This window comes from Melissococcus plutonius ATCC 35311 (genome assembly GCF_000270185.1).
GTDB classification, from domain to species: domain Bacteria; phylum Bacillota; class Bacilli; order Lactobacillales; family Enterococcaceae; genus Melissococcus; species Melissococcus plutonius.
In genome coordinates, this window is sequence record NC_015516.1 from 156,619 (window position 1) to 182,284 (window position 25,666).

Below are 25,666 nucleotides of genomic sequence, written 5' to 3' on the forward strand. Positions count from 1 at the left end.
ACTTTCACCTCTTTAATTATGAAGAGAAATAGTCAATTTTGTATTAAAAACCTATTTTTTGTATTAATAAATTTAAAAACTTTGTTGCTAGATAAATAATGCTACCTTTTATTTTACCATTTTTTTAAAGATTAATTTTTTATTTTGAAAAATTTTTACCCACAATAAACCTAGAATAAAACCAACGATTGCTGGCACTATCCAACCTATTCCAGTTGAAAATAAAGGTAAATATTTTGATGCACTTTGTAGAATGGGTGCCACTAAATTGTTCTCTTTAATAACTGAAGGCATATGATTTAACATATCAAGAAAAGCCGCAAGGAAGGTAAAAAAAGTCGTTATTTGGTAAACTTCTTTTCGGTTATTAAAAAAAGGACCACAGACAACAAGTAACATTAATGTAATGGTTAATGGACATAGAAACATTAACACTGGTGAGGCAAATTGAATAATATTTGTTAGGCCAATATTTGCAAATAAACAAGCAAAAATACTAATAAATGTAATAAAAAATTTATAAGAAAACTTGGGAAATATCTGCATAAATGTTCCTGAACAAGCAGTGATTAGACCAATTGCTGTTTTTAGACAGGCCAAAGTAACAATAAGTGTTAATAAAATGAGACCACCCTTACCTAAATAATAGGTAGCAATTTGAGTTAAAGCAATACCTCCATTTGAGCTGATAGGAAAACGTCCAATACTCATAGTACCTACGTAGGCTAATAGTGTATAAATAATACTCATTAAAATAACTGTAATGGTACCTGATTTAATGGTATCTTTAGCAATCTCCTTTGATTCTGTAATTCCCATTCTACGAATTGCCGAAATAATAACTACTGCGAATAAAAAAGAATTCAAGGCATCTAAGGTATTGTATCCATCAGTAAATCCTTTGAAAAAAGCGCCTTGTTTATAAGCTTCACCAATAGGAGCTGAAGTGATATTGCCCATTGGATGAATAAAAGCTAAAATTAACAAGATGGCTAGGAAGAATAAAAATAATGGATTTAAGACCTTACCAATATAATCTAATAATTTGGAAGGCGTTTTTGAGAAAAACCAAGAGAGCAGAAAAAACATAGCTGAAAATACAACAAGAATAACTGGGTGACTATCTTTTGGAAAAAAAGATGAGAAACCAATTTCAAAAGAAGTCGTTGCTAAACGTGGAATAGCAAACAATGGACCAATCGTTAGAGTTAACAGAAACGTAAAAATTAAAGCATAACTATGATGAATACGATCTGCTAATTCAATTAGGCTATCACTTCTTGAAATTCCCATAACAATAATGCCTAAAAATGGCAAGCCTACGCCGGTTATAATAAAACCTAAATTGGCAACAAACACATGGGCACCTGCTTCTTGTCCTAGATGTACAGGAAAGATAAGATTACCTGCACCAAAAAATAATCCAAACAACATAGAACCTATATATAAATAATCTTTCCAGATTAATTCTTTCTTCATTTTGAAAAGCTCCTTTTTTAATTATTAATTAAATCAGTGAATTCTTTGTTTATACATATATCAATTTAATTTATAGTATCACTGTTTCATTAAAAAGCATCCTATGTATTAGTTTAAGATTATTTTTTAGTTAATGATTATTTTTAAGATTTTTTTAGATAGTTTATTTTATATTTTGGCAGAATGATCCATAAGATACCTAGAATAAAGCCAAATGCTGCTGGAGTAGTCCATCCCATTCCAATAGAAAACAATGGAAGATATTTTTCAGCCATTTCTAAGATGGGAACTACCAAGCGACTTTCCCTAATTATAGCTGGTGAATTATTTAGCATATCGAGAAATGCTGCAAAAAAGGTAAATAATGTTGTTATTTGATAGACTTCCTTTCGATTATTGAACAAGGAGCCAAATAAAGCGAGTAACATTAAAGTAATGGTTAGCGGATATAAAAACATGAGTACAGGTAAAGAAAATTGAATGATATTTGTTAAGCCAACATTTGCGAATAGACAGGTAAAAATGCTAATCGATAGGATAAAAAATTTATAAGAAATGTTTGAAAAAAGTTTCATAAATGTTTCTGAGCAAGCAGTAATTAATCCAATTGCTGTTTTCAAGCAAGCTAAAATAACAATAGTAGCTAACAAAACAAGTCCACCATTTCCCAAATAATGGGTAGCGATTTGTGTCAAAGCAATACCACCATTTGAGCTGATAGCAAAGTGTCCTACGCTCATGGTTCCTACATAAGCTAATAACGTATAGATAACACCCATCAGAATAACTGTAATAATTCCAGATTTGATAGTGTCTTTTGCAATGTCTTTCGGTTCAGTAACACCCATCCCACGAATTGTTGAAATAATCACAACTGCTAGCATAAAAGAACCTAATGCATCTAATGTATTATAACCATCAGTAAAACCCTTGAAAAACGCACTCGTACTATAAGCATCACCAATTGGAGCAGAAGAGATATTGCCTAATGGATGAATAAAAGCTAAAATTAACAAGATAGCTAAGAAAAACAAAAATAAAGGATTTAGGAACTTACCAATATAATCCAATAATTTAGATGGACTCTTTGAAAATAACCAAGCAAATAAAAAGAATATAACAGAAAATACAGCGAGAACTACTGTATGACTACTCTTTTGGAAAAAAGGCGCTAATCCAATTTCAAAAGAAGTTGTTGCTAAGCGTGGAATAGTGAAAAGTGGCCCTAAGGTTAACGTCAATATAAATGTAAAGATTAAAGCGTACGGACGACTTATTCGTTCTGCTAATTCAATAGAACTATTACATTGTGAAATTCCCATTACAAGAATTCCTAAAAATGGCAAACCAATTCCTGTAACTAGGAAACCTAAATTGGCAGAAAACACATGGGCACCCGCTTCTTGTCCTAAATGCACAGGAAAGATAAGATTACCTGCACCAAAAAATAATCCAAACAACATAGAACCCACATATAAATAATTTTTCCAAGTCAATTTTTTCTTCATATTACCATCCTCTCATTAATTATTAATAAAAATAACAGAAGAAATCAACAATAGCAAGAAAATTCCAAGAATTTTTCAATTTATGTAGAGATGATTAAAAACTAAATAGATAGGTAGATCAAATAAAAAAACTACCTATTTAATAAGTCTAAAATTTTAAAAATTAAATATGGCGTTTAGTTGAAGAAAATGAGCATTATTGAACCCTTAATAATAATTAAATCTATCTCATTGTTATAAAATAGAATAAATATTATTTTATAATATTTATTATTTAAGAGAGATTGCCATGATCAAGAAATCATTATATAATGAAGAAAATTTATCAATGAAAATTTTATTAAAATAAGTTTAACTTTTTGGTAAATAAGGAAGGAATCAATGTGAATAGTAAAAAGAAACAAGGGATTTGGCCAATTCATTTTAATTTACAAATGACGGTTATCTTGCTTGTTTGTTGTTCAACACTTGTTTCATTGCTTGTTTCTGCATTCTTGATTCGTAATTTCATAATGAAAACAAATTATGAAACAGTTTCAGAAAAAATGTCAAGTACAGCTAAAATTATTGCAAAAAGTGAAACAGTTCGCAATGGTTTATTGTATGGTGATAAGCAACAATTTGTTCAACAATTTACAAGGGATATTACGAATGATGCAAAACTCGATTTTATCGTTGTAATGGATAAAAAAGGCGTCCGTTTATCTCATACTGATGCTTCCTATATAGGCCAGCCATTTTCAAATAAACCAGATATGCAACGAGTACTTGCTGGTCACGAATTTTTTTCAAAGAAGAATGGGGTATTGGGAAAAGGTTATCGCTATTTTGTGCCGGTGACCTTTCATAACAAGGTAATTTGTGCTGTTTGTGTCGGTTCAACGACACAAAGAATTGAAATGCAAATCATTAATGCACAGAAAAAAATTTTATTTGCTTTATGCGTCGGATTAATTGTTGGTATTATTGGTGCTATTTTTCTGGCGAGAAAAATAAAAGGTATTTTACTGGGCTTAGAACCAGAAGAAATAGCAACGCAATTAATTGAGAAAGAAATCATTGAAAACGAAGTTAATGAAGGAATTTTAGCTATTTCACAAAATCGAGAAGTCATTTTAATGAATAAAGAGGCAAAAAAATTGTTAACCTCATCAAATCTGGAAACCACTTCTTTGATTGGCAGTCAGGTGGATGAAAATCTTTATGATGTATTATTTAAAAAAGCATTTGAGGAAAAACAAATTATACGTAATCAAGCAATGTATCTAAATGGGGTTGAAGTTATAGCTAGCGCTTCACCAATCTTTAATAAGAATCAGTTTTTTGGCGTTGTAGCAACATTGAATGACCAATCTGAAGTAATAAAATTGTTAGATGAATTAGGCGGCACAGAACAATATATTAATTCTTTACGAGCACAGACTCATGAATTTTTAAACAAACTGCATGTTGTATCCGGGTTAATTGATTTAAAAAAATTTGATGAAGTATCAAGCTTTATTAAACAATTAAATCAACATTATAGAGCCGATGTTGGCATTATTACTAAACAAATAAAAGTGCCGGCAATTGCTGGATTTTTATTAGGGAAAATTAATGAAGCAAAAGAACAAGACGTTGAAATGGTCATTGCTTCTGATTCCTATATCCCTGAAATTGAAGTTGATGATTCGATTCATGCATTACTGCAAGTTTTAGGTAATCTATTAGACAATGCAAAGGAAGCAACCTTGTGTAATAAATCCAGTAGAACAGTTTGGATTCATCTAACTTTTGAGGAAGAAAGCCAGATATTTATTTTAACTGTTTGTGATAATGGTATAGGAATAACAGATGAAACTAAACACAAACTTTTTCAAGTTGGCGTTTCAACCAAAGGAAAAAATCGTGGATTTGGATTAGCTATTGTCAAAAAAATTATTAATCAGCACAATGGAATGATTGAATTTTCAGCTAGGGAAGAAGGTGGCACAACTGTATATTTAGAATTGCCAAAGGAGGGAAAAAATAATTGACTCAAGTACTAATCGTTGAAGATGATCCCATGGTAGCTATGTTGAATCAAACTTTTATTGAAAAATTCTCGAATATGAAAATAATTGAAAATGTTCGAACAGCCAGTGAAGCAAGAAAAATTATTGAATTAAATGAAATAGATTTATTATTATTAGATATTTTTTTACCGGGAGATACAGGGATTGAGTTACTTTCATGGATAAGAATGAGCAAAAAAGAAAATATTGCAGTGATTCTAATTACAGCGGCTGACGATGTTGGAACGGTAAAGGCAGCTATTCGGTATGGTGCTATCGATTATTTGATTAAACCTTTTACCTTTGAACGTTTTCAGTTTGCAGTTGAGAAATATTTGAAATTGATAGATGCTACACAAGGAAATAAAACAGATCAATCAACACTTGATCGTTATTTAAATGCCTCTGATTCATTTAATAATGAAACCACCCAGACTGAAAAAAATAGAATTATTTTACCAAAAGGACTAACAAAATTAACATTAAAAAGAGTTTATCAAGGCATTGAAACATTTAATGAAACGCTATTTTCAACCAAAGAACTATCAATTAATGAAACGCTATTTTCAACCAAAGAACTATCAATTGCTATTCAACTCTCAAGAATATCGACAAAAAAATACCTGCAATTTTTGGTGGATTGCCAATTTTTAGAAGAAGTAATTTGTTATTTAGAAATGGGAAGGCCCTTAATGAAGTATAAGGTGAAAAAGGAAAATCAACAAATGTTTTCTAATTATTTCACTGATTAATTTCTATTAAAAAATTTGGTTAGAAAAGATAACTTTAATAAAAAATTTACTTAAAGATCTTTTGTTTTTTTCAAATATCTTGTGAACTATCAATCATAATAAAGATAAAGACCATTTCAATTAGAAATTTTTCTTAATTGAAACGGTCTTTATTAAAAATCTCTGATAATTAACTTTTATTAAGCAGGTTTCACTTCATTTTTACTAATACCAGCTGTTAAAATATCATTAAAATTATCGAAACTGGTAGTAATCATATTTTTCAATGCTTCATCTGTATTTGAACCAATATGTGGAGTTACTAACACACGTGGGTATAAATCGATTAATTTTTGGATAATGGGATCTGGAAGAGGCTGATCAATTTTAAATGCCTTAAAGAATAAATCTTTTTCATTTGCAAAAACATCTGTACCAAATCCAGCTAACTGATTATTTTCTAAAGCAGTTAAAATTGCTTCATTATCTTGTAATTCTCCCCGTGCTGTATTAACGAGAATTGCATCAGATTTCATTTTACCTAAAAATGTTTGGTTAATCATTTGATCATTCTTACCTGGGATGTGAGGGACATGAATACTAACAATATCACTTTCAGCTAATAATTTATCTTGTGTTTTAAAGGTAAGGACTTCTTTAGCTGCATCCGATTGATAAACGTCATAACCAATAACGTGAGCACCTAATCCACTAAAAAGTTTTGCTTCCGTTAAACCAATTCTACCTGTTCCAATAATTCCAACTGTACAATTACGAACTTCTTTACTGAACATTGTTTCATCAACAATAAAATTTTTATGTGCTGTACGATTTGTCGCATAAGCTGTATGACGTAAAAGCATCATTGCTAGAGTTAAAGAAAGTTCAGCAATAGCATTAGGTGAATAAGAAGGAACCCGGGCGACATGCATATGGTAATTTTCAGCAACGGCTAAGTCAATATGATTTACACCAACTGTTCTAGTGAAAACATAGCGAATACCATAATCATTAAGTTTTTCTAGGTTTTCTTTATCGGCTACACAATTTCCTCTTAATAAAACAGCATCATGATTCTTAGCAGTTGTAATGTTTTCATGAGTTAACAATTCTTCAATGAAGGTTAACTGATAATCATATTTATTGAATTGGTTAAAATAGGGAACTTCATTTGGTCGTACACCGTAACAAGCAATTTTAAACGTTTTTTTATATTCTCTCTTTTTATAATTTATATTAATTTTCTATACAGTTTATTTTTATTTATGAAAATATACCAGTATTCTTAATAACTTCTAAAATAATAATCCAGATTGGTGTCATAATAACAGCACTCAACGTAGAGAGTAGAGAAGCATTTGAGGCGAGTACCGCTTCTTTATCAAAGCTGATTGCATAGGCAGCAGCTACCGTTGCAGCTGGCGTTGCCATCATGATCACAATTGTTGCAAGTGCGTCAAAACTAACAGGCAAAATATGTGTGGCTGTTAAAATGGTTAGTAGAACAACATTAATTGCAGGAACAAGAATTACTTTTGCAAAACTATAATACCAAGAAGTCTTGTCTGTAGCAGCTTTTTTAATACTAACTTCTACAAAGGTAGCACCAATAGATAACCAAGCGAGAGGTGAAGCGAGATCTGCTAGGTAGCTCAATGGTTTAAACAACCAGGGCGCAGTTAAATCAACACGCAAAAAGGCCACTTGTTGTACTTTTCCTTCAAGATTAACTGCACTGACTTGAGGCAGATATCCTTGAAATATCCAAATGAGTAAACCAAGGAAAGTAGCGATAATAATGGGATTTAAAAACATAGATTTAAGATTTTTCAATTCCATTTTTAAGCCACTCATCTTAATATAACCATAGGAATATAGAAAGATTCGATAGCCAATATTAAAGATGGAACTATACATAACACCTACAGGACCATAAATAGTACTAACAATTGGTGTACCAAAGAAGGTAGTAGACCCAAAAATTGTCAATACCCGCAATGTATCTTGCTTATCTCCCTTATAACGAATAAATAAAGGGATGGTAGCAAAAATTAGAATGACATAAATAAGCAATCCCCAAATTAATACATTCACGCCTTGTTTTAGTAGCTCGGGATTAATATCTTGCATGAATGCTTTAAAAGCTAATGCAGGTAAAGCAACAGTTAAAACGACTTTTGAAAGAACTTTACCGACCTGATCAGAAAATATTCCTTTTTTACGACAATAAAAACCGATTAAAATAATAGAAACAGTAGATGTAATGGCACTAATAATATCCATATTAGTAAATGTTTTCCTTAAAATATCTAGAAGATTCATTAAATATTCCTCATTGTTTATTAATTCACAATAAAGCGGATTAAAATTTCTTTTACAAGTAACTATATTAAAATAGTTGTGTATAAAAGCAACAATATGAAATTAAATTAACTTTTGTAACTAATATAACTAATATAACAATAAAAGAAAAAAACTTAAACATAAAGATCATACTAAATCTTTGATCTAAATTTTTAGATGACAAATAAACTATTTTAACAATTAACAGTTAGATTTATTTTTAGGTATGTTATCTGTCCTTCTCGTCATGTGAAAATTTTCGTTTAAACAAAAGAATTTTAAAAATTTCTATTTAATTGATTAATAATTTTAACCATTTTTCTAATCAAGACTTTAATATTTTAAATGATAGAAAAGCTTGATAGAATAAAAACAAATGATTGAACGGTCCATTATGAAAAATAGAAAGGAATTATCTTACTATGTATAAAGATTTGGAAGGAAAAGTAGCAGTTATTACTGGTAGTTCGAAAGGAATTGGTCAATCTATTGCTAAACGTTTGGTACAAGAAAAAATGGCTGTCGTTCTTAATTACCATTCAGATGAGATAGACACAGAAGAAACTGTCAAAGAAATTATTGCTCATGGAGGTAAAGCTGTTGGAGTAAAGGCAGATGTTAGCACAGAAGCAGGCGTTCAGTTATTATTAGATACGGCACAAGAGTCTTTTCATAGAATGGATGTTTGGATAAATAATGCAGGCATGGAAAAACAACAGGCAACACATCAAGTTAGCTTAGAAGAGTGGGAAAAAGTAATTAAATTGAATTTAAATGGTACATTTTTAGGCACAAAGATGGCATTAAATTTCTTTTTAAAAAATAAAATTCAGGGAAATATTTTAAACATATCTTCCGTTCATGAAAAAATTCCATGGCCAACTTTTGCAAGTTACACAGCAAGTAAGGGAGGAATTAAACTTTTTACACAAACAACAGCCATGGAATATGCAAATCGAGGAATTCGTATTAACGGCATTGCTCCTGGTGCAATTAAAACAGCTATGAATAAAAATAAGTTGGATAATTCAAACGAAAGAGAGACGTTACTTGATATGATTCCCTTAAAAAAAATAGGTGATCCAGAAGATATTGCAGCAGCTTCTTCCTGGTTAATCTCTGATGAAGCAAAGTATGTAACTGGAATTACCTTGTTCGTCGATGGTGGAATGAGTTTATATCCAGCCTTTCAAAATGGCAAAGGTTGAGATAAATAGCACTATTATCAGATAACAGAACAAAATCATTATAAAAATTAGGAAAGAAGTTTGATAGTCATGCGTATTTTGCTGAATGATAATAAATCAATTAAAGACAGTTAAATTTTTAAATTAATCCTATTAAAATAGTTTGTTTCATACTAAATCATCAAAAATCAATCTTGATGATTTAGTATATTTATTTGGTTTCAACGAATTATTGACAATGAATAATAAAAATGGTTATTGAATAAAACCAACGTTTTTTAATAATTAAGGAATAAACAATGATTATTCTATCTAGAGATAGAATAAATTCCTAAGAATTTCAAATTAAATAGTGAATGATTCATCTGTTTGTGATATAATTTTTTATGGGTATTTTTGAACTTTCTAAACAGGTAGGTTGTAGATAAAACAAGTAAAGTTACAAGAGATAGATAATTACTTGTTTTAACATACACATTAGCAAGAAGAAAGAAAATCAACAACGGAGGAGCTAGAATGAAGAACAAACTAATTGTCATTGTAGTTATTGCTATTATTATTATTGCTGCAGCTTTATACTTAGTTGGCTATTTCATGCGTAAGAAGAACCAAAGCAAACTCAATGAATTGGAGCAGAGAAAAGAAGCATTATTTGATTTACCTATATTTGATGAAATTGACGAAATAAAAAAAATGCACTTAGTTGGACAAAGTCAAAATACATTTCGTGAATGGAATCAGCGTTGGGCTGATCTTTCTACTCGTTCCTTTGCAGAATTAGAAAGCCAGATTTATGAAGTTGAAAATCTTAATGAGACCTTCCGTTTTATGAAAGCTAGTAATGCAGTAACAGAAGCCAATCAAACCATGCATAATATGGAAAGTGAAGTTGAAATCATTCGTAATGGATTAAAAGAGCTACGTGATAGTGAAGAACGTAATTCGCTTGAAGTCCAAAAGGCATTAGATATTTACGAAGAGCTAAATAAGCTATTACAAAATGAGAAAGAAAACTTTGGAAATGCTTATTCTGAACTGCAAAAACAATTGAAAAATGTTGAAATCGAATTTACCCAATTTGTGACTTTAAACACTTCTGGCGATCCAGTAGAAGCTCGTGAAATATTAGAAAAAGCAGAGCAGCATACGTATGAGTTAGACAGTTTAATGAAACGGATCCCTCCCTTACATGAAGAACTTGACCATACTTTTAAAGATCAATTAAAGGAAATTGGTGAGGGATATAAAAAACTGTTGGCGGATCATTATGTTTTTCCTAATCAAAATATGGAAAGTAAAATTAAACATGTTCAAAAACGTGTTGAAAATTCTTTAGGTGATTTGGAAAAAACCGAGGTTGATGCAGTAGAAGTTGCCAATCGAGATACAGCCAACGAAATTGATGCATTGTATGAAATCATGGAAAAAGAAATCAATGCAAAAAAATACGTACTAACAAATGTAAAAACGATTGGGAATTATATTGCTCATGTATGGAACAATAATCGTCAATTAACGGTTGAGTTAGATCATACTTCACAAAGCTACACACTAAATCACAATGAAGTAGGACGCTCAAGAGGATTTCAAACTGAAATTGAAGAATTGAATCGTCGGTATGAAACAATTGAGCCAAGATTAAAAGAACATACAATTCCCTATTCTGAAGTTCAAAGTTTCTTGAAAAATTGCTATAAAATATTGGAAGATATTGAAAATCAACAATTAGAAATAGACGATTCATTAAAAGATCTTCACAAAGGTGAGAAAGAAGCACAAAGAAAAGTAGATGAATATGATTTCAAACTACGCACATTAAAACGGTATGTTGAAAAACAACGATTGCCTGGATTATCAGCAGACTATTTGGAATTCTTTTATGTTGTCACAGATCATATTGAAGGATTGAGTAAGTCTTTGAATAAGATACGTCTTAACATGGATGAAATTAACAAGCAATGTAAACTGTGTGAGGAAGATTTAGAATTATTAGAAAAGAAAACACAAGATTTAATTAATGCTGCAGCATTGACAGAACAAATGATGCAATATGCGAACCGTTATCGACATATGCATGAAAATATTCAACGAGCAATGGAAAGAAGTTTACAACTATTTTCTGAAGAATATCGTTATCAAGATGCATTGGATGAAATTGGAACAGCATTAGAGCATGTTGAACCAGGTACATTCAGAAGAATAGAAAGTTTATATTTTAAGAATTTAGACAATACAGAAGTAATTGCTGTTTAAAAGATAGCTAAACGAAACTATTTCTTGATTGAATAGTTTCGTTTTACTTTTTAGTTTCTTATAATTTTAGCTAGTTTCTAAGGTAAGTAATTTGAAGTTAATTACTTTTATTCTTGAATGAAAATAGCCACAATAAATCGAAAGAAATGACCTCTTCATTTCTTTCGATTTATTTGTTAAGTACAAATTTTAATAAGTTAATTTTATTTTAACTAATCACTCACCTAGAAATAAAGAAATAAAAGTAAATTAAGACAAGGCTTTATGATTATTCAAATCGTTTGAATTAAAATAATATTTAATTATTACACATTGAAAACAATGACTTAAATAAAAAATAAAGAAGTTAAAATGGTATTGATTCTAAATGCTTAATAGTTATATAGAATAGGTATGTGAGAGAATTGAATTAATTTTAGTAGGTTCTATTTCAGATTTCTTTTCTTGCTTTATTTTGTACTTTTCAAGATGAGGTAAAATGGGAAATAAATTTTCTTTATTTTAATGTATTTACTAGAATTAATGGGTAGAAACAATTCTTTATTCTATCTTTCGATGAATTGGGTTAATACTAACCTTGTTGAACTTGGCATTTAGAAAGTATATAATGGGAAAGAATTTTTATTAAAGAAGGGTAAAAAATAATGATATACTTTGATAATAGTGCGACAACTTCGATTTATCCAGAAGTTTTAGATACTTACATAAAAACGAGCAAACAAATTATGGGGAATCCATCTAGTTTACATAGCTTAGGTAGTCAGGCAAATCGCCTATTAGAACAGTCTAGAAAGCAAATTAGTGAATTATTATCTGTACAATCACAAGAAATATACTTCACTAGTGGAGGAACAGAAGGAAATAACTGGGTACTTAAGGGAACAGCAATTGAAAAACAGGTATTTGGCAAACATATTATCATCTCAGCGATTGAACATCCAGCCATTGCTGAAACTGCACATCAGTTAAAACAATTAGGTTTTGAAATCTCCTATGCACCAGTAGATAAAAATGGTCGGGTAATTGTAGAACAGTTAGCCGAATTGATTAGAAAAGATACCATCTTAGTTTCTATTATGGCTGTTAACAATGAAGTAGGAAGTATACAACCAATTCAAGAAATTAGTGAATTATTAAACGATTTTCCAACCGTGCATTTTCATGTAGATGCCGTGCAAGCAATTGGTAAACTACCTAAGGAACTATGGCTAACACCTAGGGTAGATTTTGCAACAATTTCTGCTCATAAATTCCACGGACCTAGAGGAATTGGCTTCATTTATTGGAAAAATGGTCGAAAGTTAGCACCATTATTAAATGGTGGCGGTCAGGAAAAAAATCAACGTAGTGGAACAGAGAATCTACCAGCTATTGTGGCTATGGCTAAAGCGTTACGTCTTTATATGGCTAAAATTGAGAGACAACCGAATCATATGACAACATTGAAAAATTATTTTGTAGATGCACTTGAAGAATACAATAAAGTGACTATTTTTTCCAAAAAGGGAAACTTGTTTATTCCAAATATTTTATGTTTTGCTTTAAAGGGTGTACGCGGTGAGGCCTTTGTTCATGCATTAGAAGAAAAACAAATTTATGTTTCTACTACTAGTGCTTGTTCAAGTAAAAAGAAGATAATTAGCAGTACTTTGTCTGCAATGAAATTTCCAAATGATTTAGCAACCTCTGCTATTCGGGTTAGTTTAGATGAAGATAACACAATGGCAGAAATTGAACAATTTATGATTATTTTTCATCAACTATATAAAAAATTTTCTAAGATCAATAGTTAGGTAGTATAATCATTTAAAAATGATTTAGATAGAATTAGCTATAAAAAACAATTAAAGTATTAAATAAATTTTTAGATGAATAGGATATACATAAGAACTATAGAAAGAAGATATGTAAAAATATTGAATTGAAAGGATGATTATTTATTAATGGAATATACTGAAATTATGGTTCGTTATGGAGAATTATCTACTAAGGGAAAAAACAGAAAAACATTTATCATGCAATTAGCACAAAATGTAAAACGGACATTAAGTGATTTTCCAGCAGTAAGAATTCATGCGGATAGAGATAGAATGCATCTATTGTTAAATGGTGAAGATAGTCAACAAATTTTACCTAAATTAACCAAAGTATTTGGTATCCAAAATTTTTCTCCAAGTATTCGGGTAGAAAAAGAGTTAGAAATTCTAAAAGAAACGGTAAAACAAATTATCAAAGAAATTTATACTTCTGGAAAAACGTTTAAAATTTCCTCTAGACGAGCAGATCACCAATTTGCAGTTGATTCAAATGAATTAAATCAACTATTGGGGGATGTAGTAATAGAAACTATACCGAATATACAGGTACAAATGAAAAATCCGGATATTAATATTCGAGTGGAAATACGTCAAGATAGTGCTTATATTTCTTATGAAACAATTAAAGGGGCTGGTGGATTACCTGTTGGAACTAGCGGACGGGGAATGTTAATGTTATCTGGTGGTATCGATTCTCCAGTTGCTGGTTACCTATCTATGAAACGTGGTGTAGAAATTGAGGCCGTTCATTTTTCCAGTCCACCTTATACAAGTGAAGAAGCATTAGAGAAAGCTAAAAATCTTGCTGGTAAGTTGGCTCCTTATGGAGGTAGTATTCAGTTTATTGAAGTACCTTTTACTGAAATTCAGGAGGAAATCAAACGAATAGTTCCACAAGGATATCTTATGACGATCACTAGGCGATTGATGTTACGTTTAACAGAAATGATTTGCACATTGCGAAATGGATTAGTTATTATAAATGGTGAATCTTTAGGTCAAGTTGCTTCACAAACATTACATAGCATGGTAGCCATCAATGATGTAACCACTACACCGATCATCCGTCCGGTTGTCTCAATGGATAAAAATGAAATTATTGAAATAGCAGAAGAAATAGATACATTTGAGTTGGCTATTCAACCATTTGAAGACTGTTGCACTATTTTTGCTCCACCCCAACCTAAAACACGTCCAAAAATTGAAAAAGCTCGTGAATATGAAGCGCGTTTAGATATTGATGGATTAATGGCACGTGCAATTGCAGGAATTAGAATCAACGAGATACCAGAAGAAATAAGCAACAAAGAAAATGATGAATTCGTAGATTTTTTATAATTAATTATTTATCAAATTATTAAACGAGATAAGTAACTATTAAAATTTTATTACATATTTAAAAAATTAATTATAAATTATAATTTATAAAATACTGTCAGATAAAAATAAAAGATAGAAATAATTTAGATCTAATATTTCTATCTTTTATTTTTATTTAAGTATAGAAAGCTTGAATTAGTGTTTTTATGAATATGGAGTAAAGCGAAATTCTTCTAAAACTTAGATTTTTGATTTTTTCTAGTTACAATGTCACAAATTATTATTAATAAATACATTGCTCCTAAATTATAAGCATGTTAAACTAAATATGTGTGAAATTAATAACAAGGAGAAATAAAATGAAGCAACAAGTTGCAAAAAAGAAAGTGCCAAAAGCAACAGCTAAACGCTTTCCAATATACCTTCGTTATTTAAAAATGCTCGATGGTACTGGTATTAAACGGATAAAATCTAAAGAATTTAGTCAGATAACACAAATCCCATCTGCTTCTATTCGAAGAGATTTTTCATATCTAGGTGAATTAGGACGTAGTGGGTATGGCTATGATGTACCTGATCTTATAGAAGTTTTTAATAACATTTTGAACACAAAACAGGAAAAACGCATTGCTTTAATTGGCTGTGGGAATCTTGGAAAAGCATTGATACAAAATAATTTTCGTCGCAATGATAATTTAACAATTGTTTGTGCATTTGATAATAATATTGAATCCATTGGTATGCAAATTGATCATATTTTGATTCAGCCAATGGAGGAACTTTATGCTACTGTAAAAGAAAAAGAAATAACAGTGGCTATTTCTACTGTGCCTAGTCAATTTGCGCAAAATGCCATTGATCATATTGTAGAGACGGGAATTACGGCTATCTTAAACTTTGCACCTGATCGAGTGATCGTTCCAAATCAGGTGACTGTTCAATATATTGATTTAACAACAGAATTGCAAACGCTTATATATTTTGATAATTACTTTACTTTGGATGATTGATTACTGAAATATTGGATTATCTAGTATAATTGACTTTCATTATTTTTCATTGTAGAATATTTTAAAACGATGAACAAGAATAGTATTATCAGTATCGCCTAAGAGAGAAGATTAATTGGTGGGAAGTCTTTGCATAGCTGATAAGAAGGTAGCTTGGGAGTTAATAATTCTAATTAAGTAAAATTATTCGGATAGTGATCGTTACTTCACTAATAAAGTGGTATTTAGTTTTTAGCTAAATACAATTTAGGTGGTACCGCGTAAAAAACGTCCTAAAATATGAAAATATTTTAGGATGTTTTTTATATAAAAAGCATTTTATCTATTTTAAATATAAAAATAATGAACACATTTTATGTAGAAAGAGGAAACCATATGACAGAAAAGCCAAACCTACCAACAAAATACCAACCGAATAGCATAGAAAAAGGACGTTATAAAAAATGGTTGGAACAAGATGTTTTTAAACCAAATGGTGATAAAAAAGCTAAACCTTATTCAATTGTTATTCCTCCTCCTAACGTAACGGGAAAATTGCATTTGGGACATGCTTGGGATACTACCTTGCAAGATGTAATTATTCGTCAAAAAAGAATGCAAGGTTATGACACTTTATGGTTACCTGGCATGGACCACGCAGGCATTGCAACTCAGGCAAAGGTGGAAGAAAAATTAGCAACACAGGGAATTTCACGTTATGATTTAGGAAGGAAAAACTTTATTGAAAAAGTTTGGCAGTGGAAAGACGAATACGCAGAACAAATTCATGAACAGTGGGCAAAATTAGGTCTTTCGCTTGATTATAGGCGCGAAAGATTTACCTTGGATGAAGGTCTTTCTCAAGCTGTTCGTAAGGTATTTGTTGATTTATATGAAAAAGGATTAATTTATCGAGGCGAGTACATTATTAATTGGGATCCAAAAGCATGTACTGCTTTATCGGACATTGAAGTTATTCATAAAGATGTTGAAGGAGCCTTCTATCACATTCGCTATCCACTGGTAGATGGCGAGGGCAATGATGCGGTTGAGATTGCTACAACCCGTCCAGAAACAATGCTGGGAGACGTAGCTATTGCTGTTCATCCTGAGGATAAAAGATATCAAACCTTGATTGGTAAAAAGGTAATTCTTCCTTTATTAAATAAAGAGATACCTATTATTGCTGATGAGTATGTGGATAGGGAATTCGGAACAGGTATAGTTAAAATTACACCTGCACATGATCCAAATGATTTTGAAGTGGGTAATCGCCATGGATTACCTCGTATTAATGTTATGAATGCAGATGGTACTATGAATGAACTAGCTGGCGATTATCAAGGAATGGATCGTTTTAAAGCAAGGAAAGCAATTGTTGCTGATTTAAAAGAGCAAGGATACTTAATTGAAATTGAGACAATGACACATAGTGTAGGACATTCAGAACGTACAGATGTGATTGTTGAACCACGTCTGTCTACACAATGGTTTGTCAAAATGGCTCCCTTGGCAAAACAGGCAATTGAAAATCAAGCGACAGGAGATGCCGTAGCCTTTTATCCACCACGATTTAATCAAACTTTTTTACGATGGATGGAAAATATTCATGATTGGGTTATTTCTCGTCAATTATGGTGGGGACATCAGATTCCTGCATGGTATCATAAAGAAACCGGTGAAATGTATGTAGGCATGGAAGCACCGAAAGATAATGAAAATTGGATACAAGATGAAGATGTATTGGATACTTGGTTTAGCTCTGCTTTATGGCCATTCTCGACATTAGGATGGCCGGATACAAATAGCGAAGATTATCAACGATATTTTCCTACAAATACATTGGTTACTGGTTATGATATCCTACCATTTTGGGTAAGTAGAATGATTTTTCAAAGTTTGGAATTTACAGGTAAACGTCCATTTGAAAATGCTCTGATTCATGGATTGATTCGAGATGAAAAAGGCAGAAAAATGAGTAAATCTCTAGGAAATGGCATTGATCCAATGGAGGTAATCGAGAGTTATGGTGCAGATGCTTTACGTTGGTTTTTATGTACTGGATCTTCACCTGGTCAAGATACACGTTTTAGTTATGAAAAAATGGATGCTGCTTGGAATTTTATTAATAAAATATGGAATGCTAGTCGTTTTGTTATTATGAATATAGAAGAAGAGACGAGTTTTACAGATATTGATCTTAGTGGTCAAAAAACAATGGCAGATCAATGGATTTTGACACGTTTAAATGAAACGATTGAACGAGTAACCACTTTGTCTGATCAATTTGAATTTGGTGAAGTTGACCGTCAATTATATAATTTTATTTGGGATGATTATTGTGATTGGTACATTGAAATGAGTAAAGAAGTTCTCTATGGGAATGAAGAAGAAACAAAGAAAACAACAAAGAATATTTTAATCTATACATTGGATCAAATTTTACGACTATTACATCCAATCATGCCATTTGTGACTGAAGAAATTTGGTTAACGATTCCTCATCAAGGCGAATCATTAGTTCTTGCTTCATATCCGGTTATTAAGAAAGAATTAATGAACAAAACGGCCAAAGAGGGAATGGAAATTTTAAAAGAAGTGATCCGTTCAGTAAGAAATATTCGATCAGAAGTGAATACACCTCTATCTAAACCAATTACCTTATTAATTAAAACAACAGAAACAACAGTTAATAGGTTCCTAGTTGAAAATAAAACCTATCTTGAACGTTTCTGTAATCCAGAAGAGCTAGTCATTAGTAGTGATATCATTCCGCCAGAACTTGCAATGTCTACTGTAGTTACTGGTTGTGAAATCTACTTACCTTTAGCTAATTTGATTAATGTTTCAGAAGAAATTACACGTTTAGAAAAAGAACTAGCAAAATGGACAAAAGAAGTGCAACGTGTCCAAGGAAAATTAGCAAACGAAAAATTTGTTGAAAATGCACCAAAGGCAGTAATTGATACAGAAAGAGCTAAAGAAAAGGATTATCTAGAAAAAGAAAGAAGTGTTACTGAAAGGATTCAGCAATTAAAAACTATTCAGTAAATAAGGTGATTTTTAGTAAATTTAGTGGAAATAATTTTAAGCTCTCTAGACAAATTTTATATAAGAAAAAATAAAGTATCCACCAGCCATTAAGCAAAAATATAAATGGTTGGTGGATACTTTGTTGATAGATTATTTTAATTAATTATAGAGCAGTTAAAAAATAAAAAATGATATAACTGTAAGTAGTTACAGACCAAATTTTTAATAATAAAATAATTTTAGTATATTCTTTTAAAGAAATATTTGTTAAACCAGCAATTAAACAAACCAGATCATCTGGTGCAAAGGGAATTAGCATTGTTACAATGAGTAATCTTTTGATATTGCGACCTTGTTGTTCTAATAACCTTTCAAATTTATTATATCTACTTGGAGATAGAACGATTTTAACGAAGTTCCTTCCATAATGCCGAACAAGTAAAAAACCTAAAATTTCACCAATAATCAAACCAATATAACTATAAATTAGGCCTTGAACATTGCCAAACATTAGCATACCAGCAACAGATGAAATTCCACCCGGTATAATTGGAATGATGACTTGAATGATTTGTAAAATAATGAAGAACAAGATTGCATAATCATTAAACTGTTTAATAAAATCCTGTAACGAATGAACAGAACGAAAAATTCCTAAATAATAACCATAAATAACTAATATAGCAAAAAAAGCAATACCAACTATAGGTAGAAAATGAATTATTTTTTGTAAAAGGTTAGTTTTTTTATTCATTTGTATTATCTCCTTTGTTGGTTGTTTTTTCGTCGTTTGGCTAATTGATAATAAAGAATGCCAACAAATACAGTTATAATAACGGTAACGCCATAATAAAAGCTTTTTGGTTGATAACCAAATGTAATTGTATGTTTTCCACCTTTCACATTTATTCCAATAAAATTATTTAGTATTTTCTGTGCTTTAACGGGTTTGCCATCAATAAAGACTTGCCAATTTTGATTATAAGGAATTGAGACATATAATAATTGTTTTTTCTTACCTTTTACCTGAAGTGTACCTTCATAATTACTCCCCCGTTGTCTGATTAACTTTAAAGATTGCTCTTTTAAAGAAGACACTAAGGTATCAAAAGCTTGTTGATCCAATGTTTTTAATTCTAATGTATCTAAATCAATAGGTTGATTTGTTATAAATTCAAGTTGAATAGGTGTATTTTCTTTATAATATCCTAAATTTTCCAATTGGTTTGTATGAATGGCAATTGGATGAGTAATTTTCTTACCATTTACTTTTATTTTTTTCATATTATCCCATGAAAAGTTTGGGATATACAGATGTAAATCACCAGTAGTAGTGGTTCGGATAGATAGTTTTATATGATTCTTAGTTTGTTTATTTACTTTCACGATCTTTGCAGATGGAAAATAAGGTTCATCAATTTCTTTAATTGATTGAAGTACATGCTCTTGATTTAATAAAGGTTGTTTACTGATCAGATTTAATTTTTTAAAATTAGGATCTACCAAAAAGCCCATACCAATTGCTTCAGGATTTTTATAGATATATATATTATCTTGAAGCATGGGTTTAATTCTTCGTTGTTCTTTTTTAAAAGAAAATTGGTTTTTAACATTAAATAATAGATTTACAACTTTCGAATTGTCCACATAAGTTATTCGACGACCATTTTTGGAATAAAGTCCTAAATCGGTGAGTGAACTTTGCGTATTAGCATTTAATGTTGAAGAGTAGCTAGATATTCCTGCATAGTTATAAAGTAAGGGATCATTATACCCATTATTAATCTCACGAAATCCGGTTTTTTTGGTATTTAGTGTTTGTTTTAACCGAAATAATGATGGATCTTCTTTAAAAGTTTGTTGAATCAATTTTTGCTGTGTTTTATAAGTCTTAGAGAAAAGTGCTTGATCGCCATAAGGAGTATTTTTAAAGGCAATCCAAAAATTTCCACCCAGTTCTAAAAATACAAAGAAAAACAATAAAATAATTTCTATGCTGTGTTTATAATTCTTCTTTGGTGTCATGAATAAAAGATTTATTAAAAAATAAAAACACCAAATAAACAAAATACTTATCCAAAGAAAATGATAAGACAACACAAATTCTAATCTATTTTCATAAAGTAATGACCAAATTCCAACAATTAATAACAAGGTAATAAGTATTGGAGCTTTGATGGATATCTTTTTTTCTTTTTGCATTTTTAGAAACCCTTTATAAGCAAATGAAATAACTAAAAAGCTAAAAATAAATGAATTACGATAAGGAAAACCGGCAGGTAATTGAAACATATGCCAGATAGTATTCATATTTTGTAACCAAAAACTAATAAAAAGGGTTAAGATCAATAAAAATGCTGCCCATTTTTCCTTTTTTGTCTCGTTAGGTACAAAGAAATAAGCAAAACAAAGCAATGTCATCAGTAAACCAGAAAAGATAGAAGGTAAATGGTTTAAACGTATAGCATAATCAAGTGTACCTAAGCCAAATTGTGAGAAGAAAGCTAAATTAAACTTAGGAATGAAAGCAAACGAACTCAGATTAAATTCAGTTTTCTTTGTTTGGAGCATTTCTTCCAATGTAGGTAGTAAAACAAAACAAGTAGAAATACCTGATAAGAAAGAAGAAACGATAAATAAGCGACTATTTAATAAAAATTTTTTAAGCAGTTGCGTCCCCTTTTCAACATGAACTTGTTTGAAATACCAATAGACACTATAACAAACAGAAAAAATGCAAAGCATGTATCCCATATAATAATTGGTTATAATGGCAGCTGTTAAGCTAAAGCTATAAAGCCAATATCGTTTGCTATCCCAAAGTATCTGAATTCCTAAAGTAATCAATGGAAGTAAAATCAAGGCATCTAACCACATAAAATTTAAACTATAGATTGTGACAAATCCACAAAAACTATAGGACGTAGAAAATAGAAGGGTAAAATAAGTCATTGAACGATAAGTCTTCGTTAAATAGTACATCATAGATGTTCCCATCAACGAAATTTTTAAAGTAATAATGAGCAAAACTGCCAATGGCAATTGATCATAAGAAAACAACATGGTAATAAAGTTAAAGGGACTTGAGAGATAATAAGCACTTAAAGCCAGGATTGAGTCTCCAAGTCCATTAAAAAAAGAATAAGTGGAAAGAAAATTCCCCTGATATAAATGCTTAAGCAAACTTAAAAAAGGCATATATTGTGTGCCTAAATCACTAATTAATAAATTATTATTACCAAAAGGTGCCAGATGTAAAATGATCCAAAGAGTTGTCAATAATCCACAAGGAATTAAAAAACTCATACACCAAAGAATCGATTTTTTATTGGACAAAATAACATTCACCTCATACGAATTATCTTCATTTTTTATAAATTATAAAAACAAGTTAATATTAGTTTAACCGATCATACTAAACTTTTCTAAAATAAATATTTTGAACAACTAATGTAATTAATAAAATTTCTTTCAAACAACTAATTTACCATATTTTTAATCATTTATACACCCTTAATAAAAATTTAATAATTGTCCAATTGCTAGACAAATGAGAGCAACCCATATTTATGGATGAAAATAAGCAAGGAATTCGATATAATATGATAAAAGAGGTGAAAAGGATGGAATTAACGATAGAACAGACGCTTGAATGGTTGCATAAACGATTACTCTTTGGCCCGAGACCTGGATTGAAAAGGGTAGAAGCCTTACTTGAAAAGCTAGATAACCCACAATGTAAAGTATCGACTATTCACATCGCTGGAACAAATGGAAAAGGATCAACAGTAACCTATCTGCGTTGCATGTTAGAAGAATTAGGATTGAAAGTTGGAACATTTACCTCACCTTATATTGAAACTTTTAATGAACGTATTTCGGTGAATGGACAACCCATTTCAGATGAAATTTTAATAAAATATATAAAAAAGTACCAACCAATAGTTGCATCTTTAGACCAAGAGAAAGAAACAACTGGCATAACAGAATTCGAAATTTTGACAGCATTAGCTATGGATTATTTTTTGGATGAAGCTGTTGATATCGCAATTATTGAGGTTGGATTGGGCGGCCTTTTAGATAGCACAAATATCGTTCATCCAATGTTGACAGCAATTACTACTATTGGTAAGGATCACACAGAAATATTGGGAGATACACTAGAAGAAATTGCTTATCATAAAGCGGGAATTATAAAACAAACGATTCCATTGGTAACAGGAAATATTGAACAGGCAGCCTTACAATCTATTGAACAAGTGGCACAGGAAAAAAATAGTCCCATTTATCGTTATCAAGAAGAATACCAAATAAATTATGTAGGGCCAACAAAAGATTGGCAAGAAGTTTTTGATTTTTACGGTGAAATGGGCAAACTTGATCGGTTGAAAATTCCTTTATTAGGAAAACACCAAACAGAAAACGCAGGCGTTGCCATTCAACTATTTTATCTCTATTGCCAAAAACAATCACTCAATTTTCAAGAAAAAGATGTCTATCAAGGTCTACTAAATGCAAAATGGCCAGCACGTATGGAGCGAATGAGTGAAGAACCATTAATTATAATAGATGGGGCACATAACGTACATGCAATGAAACAGCTTGTAGAGAATTTTAAAAGAGAATTCACCGGGTATTCTGTTCATATCTTATTTTCCGCATTGGCAACAAAGGATATTGAGAAGATGATCTTTTATTTAAAACAAATACCCAACAGTCATTTATCTATTACTAGTTTTGATTATCCAAAAGTACTTGAATTATCAACAATGGAAAAGTATGTAGATGAAAAAACAGAAGTAGTTTCACTTTGGCAATTCGGGTTAGGCGAAATATTAGAAAAAATGGCAACCGGAGATATTTTGTTGGTCACTGGTTCCCTTTATTTTGTTTCACAAGTCAGAGAATTATTATTATCTATAGGAGGCAATAATGAATAATATAGAAGGTATTATTTTTGATATGGATGGTCTACTTTTTGATACGGAAAAGATGTGTTATGAGATAACACAATCAATAGCTGATCAATTAGAACTACCATATACAAGAGAACGTTATTTAAATTATATCGGTGTTTCAGATAAAGAAATACAAGCAAGTTATTATGAAATTTATGAAAATTATGATCAAGAGATAGTTACAAATTTTATTCGTTATACCCATGAGCAGATTCATCAACAATGTGAAAGAGGAGATGTCCCTTTAAAACCAGGTGTTTTAGAGTTGTTAGATTATTTGAAAGTAAAAAATATTCCAATGGTTATTGCTTCTAGCAATTTGCGTCCAATTATCAAACTGTTAATTCAAAAGGCAGGTATTGATACTTATTTTTCAGCAATTATTTCTGCCGAAGATGTTCAATTGGCAAAGCCAAATCCAGAAATATTTCAAAAATCGGCTGGTATTCTAAAAAAACCATTGGAAAATATTTTGATCTTTGAAGATTCTTTTAATGGCATTTCTGCTGCCTATCAAGCTGGAATACCAGTCATTATGATACCTGACTTGATTAAACCAACCGCCGAAATAGAAAAGATGACAGTGGCAATTCTTGATAGTTTGTTACAAGTACCTGCCTATTTAACAGAAAATTTAAAAACAAAAAATAATAAGATTGAAGCTTAGTTTAATGACCATTTAACATTACCTATTTAATTTTTATAACAGAAATTTATAAAAATAGTTTGCTTTTTATTTGATCATCTAAAATTAATTAAAATTCTTTCTCTTTATTAAATACATAAAAAATGTTTTTACGTATTTTAATGATAGAGAGGTGAAGAAATGAATTTTTCGAAAAAATTACTCGTTCGTGAAGTTCCAAAAGATTGTTTACCAAGAGAACGAATGGAAACAGTTGGTGAAAAGTCTTTATCCAATCAAGAGTTATTAGCTATTTTATTAAGAACAGGCTCAAAAGATAAACATGTAATGAAACTTTCCTTGGAAATCCTAACTTATTTTGAACATATGCATCGACTAAAAGAAGCCAGTTTAAATGAAATGATGAAAATTAAGGGTGTTGGAAAAATAAAAGCTATTGAACTTCGAGCAGCCATTGAATTTGGTTGTCGTATTTATCAAAGCACACAGATAAAATATGGTAAAATTTCTTCTAGTCATCAAATTGCTCAGGTGCTAATCCATGAACTAAGAGGAATGCAACAGGAACATTTAATTTGTATGTATTTAAATACAAAAAACGAAGTAATCAAAAAGGAAACTATTTTTAAAGGTTCATTGAATCAGAGTATTGCTCATCCAAGAGAGGTTTTCAAGGGAGCTATGAAATATTCTGCAGCGAGAATTTTAATTGCTCATAATCATCCTTCTGGCGATCCGGTTCCTTCAAATCAAGATATTCAATTTACAAAAAGAATTGAATATTGTGGAAAAATGATGGGTATTGAGTTATTAGATCACTTAATTATTGGTGAAAAAACATATATCAGCTTAAGAGAGGAACAATTTTTTGGAGAAAAGCAACAATTCTTGCAAAATTAAAAATCCACGTGTAAAATAAATATGTAATTTTGTTTGGAACTACGTAGAATTTTTAACTTTTAATTAAAAATCCTCTATCCAATGAGCAAGTTACAATTATTTAGTGCATAGCACGAGGAGGAACAAAAATGGAACATGGAACAGTAAAATGGTTTAATGCAGAAAAAGGATTTGGCTTCATTTCACGTGAAGATGGAAGTGATGTATTCGTTCATTTTTCTGCAATCCAAGGAGATGGTTTTAAAACATTAGAAGAAGATCAACCAGTGACTTTTGATGTTGAAGAATCAGAACGTGGACCACAAGCAGTAAACGTTCAAAAAGACTAATAGACCATTCAAAAACATCTAGTTAATTTGCTAGGTGTTTTTTTTGAAAAAATGTTTATTATTCATAAACGGGTAACATGATACAATAATATATCATTCACTCTATTCATATCTAAATGGATCGATCATTATAAGATTAT

At 30.6% G+C, this 25,666-nt stretch carries 18 protein-coding genes and 1 other annotated feature; of the genes, 12 read left to right on the top strand and 6 right to left on the bottom strand.

Translation table 11 applies throughout. The features are described 5' to 3' along the window. Window positions 1–108: 108 nt before the first annotated feature. Together brnQ (MPTP_RS00770) and brnQ (MPTP_RS00775) are read right to left on the bottom strand one after the other, a co-directional pair. Entirely contained in the window at window positions 109–1,479 is a 1,371-nt protein-coding gene (gene brnQ / locus MPTP_RS00770) for a branched-chain amino acid transport system II carrier protein (RefSeq protein WP_013773102.1), read from the bottom strand. 143 nt (window positions 1,480–1,622) lie between these two features. Then, complete coding sequence (gene brnQ / locus MPTP_RS00775; RefSeq protein WP_013773103.1) at window positions 1,623–2,987, bottom strand: branched-chain amino acid transport system II carrier protein; 1,365 nt, start codon at window positions 2,985–2,987, stop codon at window positions 1,623–1,625. Window positions 2,988–3,370: 383 nt separating this feature from the next. Between brnQ (MPTP_RS00775) and MPTP_RS00780 the strand changes: the two genes are divergently transcribed. Continuing rightward, window positions 3,371–5,002, top strand: a complete 1,632-nt coding sequence (locus tag MPTP_RS00780; RefSeq protein ID WP_013773104.1) for an ATP-binding protein — start codon at window positions 3,371–3,373, stop codon at window positions 5,000–5,002. Continuing rightward, window positions 4,999–5,772, top strand: coding sequence for a response regulator (locus MPTP_RS00785; RefSeq protein ID WP_013773105.1), 774 nt, complete (start codon window positions 4,999–5,001; stop codon window positions 5,770–5,772). Before MPTP_RS00780 ends, MPTP_RS00785 begins: the two co-directional genes overlap by 4 nt. 179 nt (window positions 5,773–5,951) lie before the next feature. Here MPTP_RS00785 and MPTP_RS00790 read toward each other — a convergent pair whose 3' ends face one another. Together MPTP_RS00790 and MPTP_RS00795 are read right to left on the bottom strand one after the other, a co-directional pair. Beyond that, window positions 5,952–6,986, bottom strand: a complete 1,035-nt coding sequence (locus MPTP_RS00790; protein WP_048590068.1) for a 2-hydroxyacid dehydrogenase — start codon at window positions 6,984–6,986, stop codon at window positions 5,952–5,954. Window positions 6,987–7,014: 28 nt separating this feature from the next. Further along, complete coding sequence (locus MPTP_RS00795) at window positions 7,015–8,073, bottom strand: AEC family transporter (RefSeq protein WP_013773107.1); 1,059 nt, start codon at window positions 8,071–8,073, stop codon at window positions 7,015–7,017. Between the two features lie 443 nt (window positions 8,074–8,516). Between MPTP_RS00795 and MPTP_RS00800 the strand changes: the two genes are divergently transcribed. The 6 genes from MPTP_RS00800 to MPTP_RS00825 all read left to right on the top strand — a co-directional run bounded on the left by MPTP_RS00800 (window position 8,517) and on the right by MPTP_RS00825 (window position 18,711). After that, entirely contained in the window at window positions 8,517–9,302 is a 786-nt protein-coding gene (locus tag MPTP_RS00800) for a glucose 1-dehydrogenase (protein WP_013773108.1), read from the top strand. Between the two features lie 495 nt (window positions 9,303–9,797). After that, window positions 9,798–11,534: a septation ring formation regulator EzrA gene (gene ezrA / locus MPTP_RS00805; protein WP_013773109.1), complete on the top strand. Its 1,737-nt coding sequence runs from the start codon at window positions 9,798–9,800 to the stop codon at window positions 11,532–11,534. A gap of 644 nt (window positions 11,535–12,178) precedes the next feature. Then, window positions 12,179–13,327 (top strand): cysteine desulfurase family protein, encoded by a 1,149-nt coding sequence (locus MPTP_RS00810; RefSeq protein WP_013773110.1) that lies wholly within the window; start codon window positions 12,179–12,181, stop codon window positions 13,325–13,327. A 150-nt stretch (window positions 13,328–13,477) separates the two neighbouring features. Further along, window positions 13,478–14,689: a tRNA uracil 4-sulfurtransferase ThiI gene (gene thiI, locus MPTP_RS00815; RefSeq protein WP_013773111.1), complete on the top strand. Its 1,212-nt coding sequence runs from the start codon at window positions 13,478–13,480 to the stop codon at window positions 14,687–14,689. A gap of 341 nt (window positions 14,690–15,030) precedes the next feature. Continuing rightward, window positions 15,031–15,681 (top strand): redox-sensing transcriptional repressor Rex, encoded by a 651-nt coding sequence (locus MPTP_RS00820; protein WP_013773112.1) that lies wholly within the window; start codon window positions 15,031–15,033, stop codon window positions 15,679–15,681. Between the two features lie 60 nt (window positions 15,682–15,741). Next, window positions 15,742–15,959, top strand: a binding site (T-box leader). Between the two features lie 97 nt (window positions 15,960–16,056). Next, window positions 16,057–18,711: a valine--tRNA ligase gene (locus tag MPTP_RS00825; RefSeq protein WP_013773113.1), complete on the top strand. Its 2,655-nt coding sequence runs from the start codon at window positions 16,057–16,059 to the stop codon at window positions 18,709–18,711. A gap of 145 nt (window positions 18,712–18,856) precedes the next feature. Here MPTP_RS00825 and MPTP_RS00830 read toward each other — a convergent pair whose 3' ends face one another. Then, window positions 18,857–19,447 (bottom strand): TVP38/TMEM64 family protein, encoded by a 591-nt coding sequence (locus tag MPTP_RS00830; RefSeq protein WP_013773114.1) that lies wholly within the window; start codon window positions 19,445–19,447, stop codon window positions 18,857–18,859. Window positions 19,448–19,452: 5 nt separating this feature from the next. Next, on the bottom strand, window positions 19,453–22,029 hold the full coding sequence (locus tag MPTP_RS00835) for a YfhO family protein (RefSeq protein WP_013773115.1): 2,577 nt from the start codon (window positions 22,027–22,029) through the stop codon (window positions 19,453–19,455). 287 nt (window positions 22,030–22,316) lie between these two features. Between MPTP_RS00835 and MPTP_RS00840 the strand changes: the two genes are divergently transcribed. The 4 genes from MPTP_RS00840 (at window position 22,317) to MPTP_RS00855 (ending at window position 25,526) form a co-directional block, all read left to right on the top strand. Further along, complete coding sequence (locus tag MPTP_RS00840) at window positions 22,317–23,633, top strand: bifunctional folylpolyglutamate synthase/dihydrofolate synthase (protein ID WP_041363459.1); 1,317 nt, start codon at window positions 22,317–22,319, stop codon at window positions 23,631–23,633. After that, entirely contained in the window at window positions 23,626–24,318 is a 693-nt protein-coding gene (locus tag MPTP_RS00845) for an HAD family hydrolase (RefSeq protein ID WP_013773117.1), read from the top strand. The genes MPTP_RS00840 and MPTP_RS00845 overlap by 8 nt, the downstream gene beginning before the upstream one ends. 159 nt (window positions 24,319–24,477) lie before the next feature. Further along, window positions 24,478–25,197, top strand: a complete 720-nt coding sequence (gene radC, locus MPTP_RS00850) for a RadC family protein (protein WP_013773118.1) — start codon at window positions 24,478–24,480, stop codon at window positions 25,195–25,197. A gap of 128 nt (window positions 25,198–25,325) precedes the next feature. Continuing rightward, window positions 25,326–25,526 (top strand): cold-shock protein, encoded by a 201-nt coding sequence (locus MPTP_RS00855; RefSeq protein ID WP_013773119.1) that lies wholly within the window; start codon window positions 25,326–25,328, stop codon window positions 25,524–25,526. Window positions 25,527–25,666: the final 140 nt, after the last annotated feature.

What these genes read in the sequence shown, in the direction of transcription:
- ezrA (WP_013773109.1), top strand. Translation starts at nt 9,798, where the DNA reads ATGAAGAACAAACTAATTGTCATTGTAGTTATTGCTATTATTATTATT.
- MPTP_RS00845 (WP_013773117.1), top strand. Translation starts at nt 23,626, where the DNA reads ATGAATAATATAGAAGGTATTATTTTTGATATGGATGGTCTACTTTTT.
- MPTP_RS00820 (WP_013773112.1), top strand. Translation starts at nt 15,031, where the DNA reads ATGAAGCAACAAGTTGCAAAAAAGAAAGTGCCAAAAGCAACAGCTAAA.
- MPTP_RS00830 (WP_013773114.1), bottom strand. Translation starts at nt 19,447, where the DNA reads ATGAATAAAAAAACTAACCTTTTACAAAAAATAATTCATTTTCTACCT.
- brnQ (WP_013773102.1), bottom strand. Translation starts at nt 1,479, where the DNA reads ATGAAGAAAGAATTAATCTGGAAAGATTATTTATATATAGGTTCTATG.
- brnQ (WP_013773103.1), bottom strand. Translation starts at nt 2,987, where the DNA reads ATGAAGAAAAAATTGACTTGGAAAAATTATTTATATGTGGGTTCTATG.
- MPTP_RS00825 (WP_013773113.1), top strand. Translation starts at nt 16,057, where the DNA reads ATGACAGAAAAGCCAAACCTACCAACAAAATACCAACCGAATAGCATA.
- MPTP_RS00840 (WP_041363459.1), top strand. Translation starts at nt 22,317, where the DNA reads ATGGAATTAACGATAGAACAGACGCTTGAATGGTTGCATAAACGATTA.
- MPTP_RS00810 (WP_013773110.1), top strand. Translation starts at nt 12,179, where the DNA reads ATGATATACTTTGATAATAGTGCGACAACTTCGATTTATCCAGAAGTT.
- MPTP_RS00795 (WP_013773107.1), bottom strand. Translation starts at nt 8,073, where the DNA reads ATGAATCTTCTAGATATTTTAAGGAAAACATTTACTAATATGGATATT.
- MPTP_RS00800 (WP_013773108.1), top strand. Translation starts at nt 8,517, where the DNA reads ATGTATAAAGATTTGGAAGGAAAAGTAGCAGTTATTACTGGTAGTTCG.
- radC (WP_013773118.1), top strand. Translation starts at nt 24,478, where the DNA reads ATGAATTTTTCGAAAAAATTACTCGTTCGTGAAGTTCCAAAAGATTGT.
- MPTP_RS00855 (WP_013773119.1), top strand. Translation starts at nt 25,326, where the DNA reads ATGGAACATGGAACAGTAAAATGGTTTAATGCAGAAAAAGGATTTGGC.
- thiI (WP_013773111.1), top strand. Translation starts at nt 13,478, where the DNA reads ATGGAATATACTGAAATTATGGTTCGTTATGGAGAATTATCTACTAAG.